3 protein-coding genes and 1 pseudogene are annotated in these 6,077 nt (G+C 62.3%); all 4 read right to left on the minus strand.

The annotated features are described in order from the left end of the window. Positions 1-380: pseudogene (locus AC07OO_RS25310) on the minus strand (hypothetical protein); the annotation flags it as partial. Then, positions 380-5,275 carry a phage tail length tape measure family protein gene (locus tag AC07OO_RS25315; protein WP_495084947.1) on the minus strand — a complete coding sequence of 1,632 codons (4,896 nt, stop codon included), beginning with the start codon at positions 5,273-5,275 and terminating at the stop codon, positions 380-382. The gene AC07OO_RS25315 and the pseudogene AC07OO_RS25310, both read right to left, overlap by 1 nt. A 32-nt stretch (positions 5,276-5,307) precedes the next feature. Continuing rightward, positions 5,308-5,691 (minus strand): DUF1799 domain-containing protein, encoded by a 384-nt coding sequence (locus AC07OO_RS25320; RefSeq protein ID WP_495084948.1) that lies wholly within the window; start codon positions 5,689-5,691, stop codon positions 5,308-5,310. Further along, a complete protein-coding gene (locus AC07OO_RS25325) occupies positions 5,619-6,032 on the minus strand; it encodes a phage tail assembly chaperone (RefSeq protein WP_495084949.1) in 414 nt (137 codons plus the stop codon). The genes AC07OO_RS25320 and AC07OO_RS25325 overlap by 73 nt, the downstream gene beginning before the upstream one ends. Between the last annotated feature and the right edge of the window lie 45 nt (positions 6,033-6,077).

A 6,077-nucleotide genomic window follows, 5' to 3' on the forward strand; every position in this document is an offset into this window, starting at 1 on the left:
GGTATCCACCAGTCGGTATCTGTCAGCGCATGGCCGGTGTTGGCAGCCTGCACAGATTGGTAGATCATGTGCGCGGTGTTGTCCTGCACACGATCGTCCGCCGCGTAGGGGGTAAGCGAGTTGTACGCTTGGTAGAGCGTGCAGAACACCTCCCACCAGGTCGGCGAGCTGGCCGGTGTGTTACCCGTGTTGGCGTTGGCCTTGCTGCGGTACACCGTGATCAACCCGGCCGCCCCAGCCACCGACGCCTTGGCATTGATGGCATAGGTAGTGCCACCCGCGTAGGCCGCTGGTGCGGTCTCCAACGCGGTGGCGCTACTCAACATCGCATCCGTCATGGTGTGCGGCTTGAGCACCAGCATGTCGGGGGTCAGGTTCATTACGCTTCCTCTCTTGTTGCAACTGCATCGCCGTCGGGTGTGACCCGGGTCAAGATGCGGGCCGTGGTGGCACCGTGTTGCGCCCCCGCCCGGGTGTTGGCCTCGATCAGATCAAGCCGATCCGCCAGGGCGCGTAGGCCAGCGGCCGTGGCCGCATCAGCCACCGAACTGCCGACACCCAGGCTGGGGTTGTAGGTTGCCGGCGCCACCTGGCTGCTGGCTTGCTGCACCGCAGCCGGAGCCGCCGCCGCTGCAGACGGCAGAGCCAGACCAAATCGGGTTGACAAGATCGTTCCGGTTGTGACAAGGCTCGCGGCGGTCTGGCTTTGCACTAGGCGCAGATCAAACAGCGTCTGTGCATTGGTCTCGGCCAGCGACAACAGGTTTTGACTCAGTTCTGGCAAGGACTTGGCGGCATCCTGGTCACCCGCGCGCGCCTGCGCTGTGGCCACACCGAAGCGGGCTTGCGCCTTGACGTAAGCATCTTCGCCAGTACCCTCCAACAGGCCACGGATACGTTTGACCTCATTCCAGATGCTGTCGGTGATCTGCTGCCAGGCATTGGCAATGCTGCTGGCGGCAGTTTCACCAGCACCACCGCCCCCACCGCCCCCGCCACTGCTGCCCACCCCAGAGCCAAATGTGCCTTGCGCCGATTGCCGCGCGCCACCTACGAAGTCGAAGATGGCTTGCTGGTTGGCCAGCAGCACCTGGGCCTGCCTGGAGTTCGGGTCCAGGGACTGGTAGTAGGACAACGCCGACGACTGCGTGGCGGACAGAATCTCATTCAGGCTGAGGTTCAAACCGCCGTCTGCCAACGTGCGCTGCAGTTGCTGCGCCTGGAGGTTGCGTACATCGGCGACCGTTCCCCAGTTCTGTGCGGCGGATATCAAATTGTTGGCCGCAGCCCTTGCCGAGGAAGATGCCTGGTCAAAGGCTGGTGCAAGGCTGATGAGCGATGCGACCAGGGCCTGGCCGCTTGCGGTGGAAATGTCTATGCTGCCGATCAGTTGGCGGAATTCTTCCTTGGACGCGGGCACCGACACTCCCAGCGCTGCAAACGAAGCATTCAGGCTCGCTATGGCGTTGGCGGTCTTTTCACTGTCGCTGTAGAAGGCCTCGTAATACGCGCCCACACCGGCCTGCAGCTTCTCCACGCCGCCAAAGGCGTTGACCAAGCCACTGGCCATGCCTGCGCTGTTCACCCCTATTGGCAGCAGCGATAGGCCAAGCTGCTTCAGGTCCGAATTGACAACACCCAGATCCGATGCCAGCCGCACCAGCGTTTGCGACGACGTTTCTCCCTCTTTGGCCAGCACGCTGATCTGCGGGCCGAAGGCGGCCGACACCATCTCATCCATGAAGCCGGTGATGGCCTTGTCAATGGCTGCCTTTTGCTGGTCGGCATTGAGCCCGCTCAAGGTCACATCGATCTGGCTGGAGAACCCATCTATGGCGTCCGCGGTCAAGCCGATGGCTGCGGCGTAGTGTTTGACGGATGCGTCCACCACCTGGATCGCGGAATTGACATAGTCCACCGTACCGGCGGACGCGGCAGAGTACTCCGAGTTGTGCGTGGTGTAAGACCCGATGCCGAACGCACCGCGGTGGTCTTGCGTGAAGTCGTCGCGGCGCTGCAGCGATGCCCCACCGGTGGACGACAGCGTGCCCGCCAGGGCGCTGCCGTCGGCGCTGACCTTATAGCCGCCCAGGACTGCATACATACCAGCCGCGCCCAGAGCACTGCCCGACAACATGGCGGCTGTCTTGGGGTCAACGCCCAGGCTCTGCCAGATCTTGTCAGTGGCATTGACGATACCGTTTGGCCCCAGGAAGCTGCCAGCCGGCCCAATGTTGGATCCATCGCTGACCGTGAAACCCAGGCCACCCTTGTTGCCAGCGCGAAAGCCTTGATCGAATGCCTCACCCGAGGCCAGCACGCCCATGGCGATCCATCCCGCCACAGGAATACCAGCAAATCCGGCCGCACTGCTAGCGGTAGCCGTGCCACCCCCCAACACAGTGCCCGAGCCAATGCCAGCGCTACCACCTATGGCGGTGCCGCCCGCTGTGGCCGCCACGCCACTGGCAGCGGTGGAACCAATAACGTTGGAGAGCGTGGTGCCGGTGATCTTTGCGTATAGGCCGCCAAAGTAGTTGGTGGCCGTGGTGAGCGCCTGGGAGCCAGCAGTCATCAGGCTACCGCCGTTGGTGTACAGGGAATTGAGGCCGCTTGCCGCGCTCAAGACGTTGCCCGCACCGCCGAACAGTCCACCGCCACCACCGCCCACAACGCTGGTCACCGCGCTGCTGATCAGGCCTGTAACTGGACTGATGATGGCGCTGATGATTGGCCGCAGCACCATGGTCTTGAACATGTTGACCACGGTGTCGCGCAGGTTCTCGGCAAAGCCCTTGCCCGACTCAAATCCGCGCAGCAGTGCATCGGTGAGGGATTGGTTGATGCTGTCGGCCGTGCGCTGCCATTCGTCAAGCACCGACTTGGTGGCCACGTTGTTGGCTTCGATGACGGCGTTGGCTGTGGCCTGTGCGCGCAGCTCGGCACGCCGGGCGTCAGCCTCCGGCCCCTCGCCCAGGTTGAGCTTTTCAATGACCGCCAGTTCCTTTGCCAGGCGCAGCTCCACCTGGCGCTGCCCAATGATGCGCTCGCGCACCTGTTGGGACTGGCCTATGAGCTCCACCTGCAGGCGCAGGGACTCTGCCTCTTGCGAGGCCGAAATACCGCCTTCGGCCAGCTTAAGGGCCTCTTGCTTGTACTCGGTCTCTTGCAGCGCTTGAACGAACTTTTGCTGTGCCTCGATCTTGGACTGCAGCGCCGCCACGTATGCCGGTGCGAACCGGTCGGAAGAGTCCGCCTCGGCAAATTGCTGCTTGAGAAGGGCCAGCGTGCTTTGCTCGATGGCAGTTTTGGACTTGCCAAAATTGGCGTTGACCGCCTCTTGGCCCAGGGCCTGGTCGTGAATGCTGGTGGCCTGCTTGCGAACGGCGTCGATCTGCTGTTCCAGGACGTTTTTTGAGGCCTTGAGAGCCGTCCAATAAGCCTCTTCATGGGCAATCTGCTTTTCCTTTGTCGCAAGACTCTGCGCGATCACCAGCTCTTTTTCTTTCTCCGCACGAGCCACGCCAGTGATGGATGTCTTCAACTCCTCCTGAATCTTCAGGACTTTTGCATCGCCTTCTGTACCTTTTTTGGCGTCGAGCCCCTGGGTGCGTAGTTGTTCAAGGTACTTTGTTCTCTCAACCAACTGCGCGCGCAGTGCGGCCACCTCAGACTGACCAGTTGTCTCGTTGTACTTTTGGCGAATGTTGGCTATGCGTTCGCGCAGATCCTTTTCAGTGATGAGACCGGCTGCAATCAAGTCTTGCCCTTCTACCTGGGCTTTGGTAACCTCTTCGTCGCGCTTGGCCGCCTTGGTCTTGAATTCGTCACCCTGCTTCTCGAACGCTGCCAACGCCTTCGTCGCCTCAGCATTCCGCGCCTGCATGGCCGCGCTCAGGGCCTCATAGCCAGCGCCTTTCTCCACAATCGCTAGCTCTTGATTGCGCAAGGCGACAGCACGCTGCAAGCGCTCGATGCGCGCGTTTTCGTTGGCCAACTCATCGCCGCGCAAACCGGACTGGCTGCTGCGTGCCTGGACCCTGGCCAGCGCCTCCTGGGCCGTGGCGAGTGCCGTGCGCGCGCCCGCCACGGGGTCGGTGGGACGGCCCACATTCAGCATGGCGTCCCACGCGCCCTTGGCGCCACTAGCCACCGCCATCCACCCGCGCTCCAGCAGGCCTAGGTTGGCTAGGATCTTTTGCGCATTGGAGTTGGTGGCGTCTGCCCACGCTGTTTGCGCGAGGGCCGCAGCCTCGGCAGTGCGGCCTTGCTCCTCCAGCGCCTTGATCTGGCGGTAGATGTTGGCCGTCAGGTAGTTGGTGGAGTCATTGAACTTGAGCGAGGCCTCCAGCGGAGCCTTCTTCAGCTCTTCAAACTGCTTAACGATGTCGCCAATAGCAAGGCCTGTTGCCTTGCTGTAGTTGATGGCCGCTGCGGAGAAGCGCTCAAGGTTTTGCGCGCCTATAGCCCCCGACTGCACGAACGCAGCCAGCGCTTCGGCAGCCGCGCCTTGCGTGCCAGAGATTTTGGCGACGTTGGCCGCCATGGTGCCCAACTGTGCGGTAGTCACACCGGCCGCGTTGCCAGACAGGATGATGGCCTTGGTGAACGCCGAGGCCTCTTGGCTACCGCTGTAGTACGCCAGACCGACAGCCCCCACGCCGGCCGCCAACGCCGTGAACGGCGTGATCAGCCCCGCAATATAGGTTGCCAGCGCGCGCGCGGCGTTGCCGGCACCGCCAAACATGTCCTTCAACTGCCCACCCTGCTGCAGCAGCACAGTCAGCGGCCTTTGACCGCCCTGCAGGCTTGTCACGATGTCGGTGAACTGGGCCGGCACGGCGCGCATGGCGGCCGCCGTGGCCTTGGCGGACATGCCTATACCGTCGAGCGAGCCAGTAGCCGCCGCGTGGGCCTGGCGGGCTTGTGCCTCCACATCGCGCAAGCCTTGAAGCATGGGCTCGAACTTGGAGGCGTCCAGGCCGCGTTCTGCGATGTTGAACTCGATACGCTGAGAGGCGGTCTTTCCCAGCAACTCAAACTCGCGCGTGGCGCGTTTGATGGAGGCCTCAATGCGCCCTTCAGCCCGGGTGAACTTCTCGGCACCCTTTTCAGCAGACGTACCAATGCCGTCGACAGCCTGGCCCGCTTTGCCAGCAGCGCCCACAACATCGGTCGCCATGGCCTGGGCCTTGTCGGCGACCAGGTCAAAGGCCTGGGTAGCCTTGTCTGCGCGGACAACGACCTCGCCCTGAATGCTTAGATCATCAGACATGGTGGGGGTACGAAAAAGCCACCGCAAGGTGGCTAGGTTTTGGAGTTGATTTCAGGGATGGCGGCAAGCTCCATCACCTGCAGGTCCGCCAGCAACTGGTCCCAGTGCTGCGAACTGGTTGCGGCGCGGTCTATCAAGGGATAGGCGGCGCAATAGTCCAGGCCGACTGCGCCACCCATGCCCACTCGCCATTGCGTCTGCAGGCGGCAGAACAGCGCGAAGGCGGCCAGGTTTTCGGGCCAAATTTCGGTGTCGCCATCGTCGAAGTCGTCAAACTCAAACCAGTCATCCGCCGCCGCGTTTTGCTTGGGCGGGCGCTGGTAGAACGCCGCGGCGATGGCCCTCAGTTTCCCAGCCGGCCCTCGCTGATGGCGGCGCGGTAGGTCTCGATGATGGCGGCCGCGGCGCCGGGGTATTCGTTCGCCAGGTCTTCCAGGGAGGCGCGGGACAACTCCACATCCAGATTCCAGCCCTCCAAAATATCCAGGATGTAGTCGGCGCTGGCCTCTATGGACTTCTTCAGGTGCTCTTTGAGGCTGAAGGGCTTGTCGCCGTCCGCATCGACAGTCACGGAAGCATTGCCGGCCTTGGTTGAATCCAGCGCGGTGGTAGTGCGGGCATCGATGAATGCGCCAAATTCTTCGCGGGTGCGGTATTTGAAGGTGCACTCAATGGAGCCGACGGTGCCGTCAAGCATCTGCACGTCAACGGTGCGCTTGAAGTTCTTGGGGCGTTTGCCCAGTACGAGTTTTGCCATGATGGTTCTTTCGCAGAGTGGTGAAGAAAATGCCCGTACCCAGCC

This window comes from Rhodoferax sp. GW821-FHT07G04 (assembly GCF_059418585.1).

Bases quoted from the DNA above. Each gene is read 5' to 3' on its own strand.
- AC07OO_RS25315 (WP_495084947.1), bottom strand. From the start codon at position 5,275: ATGTCTGATGATCTAAGCATTCAGGGCGAGGTCGTTGTCCGCGCAGAC.
- AC07OO_RS25325 (WP_495084949.1), bottom strand. From the start codon at position 6,032: ATGGCAAAACTCGTACTGGGCAAACGCCCCAAGAACTTCAAGCGCACC.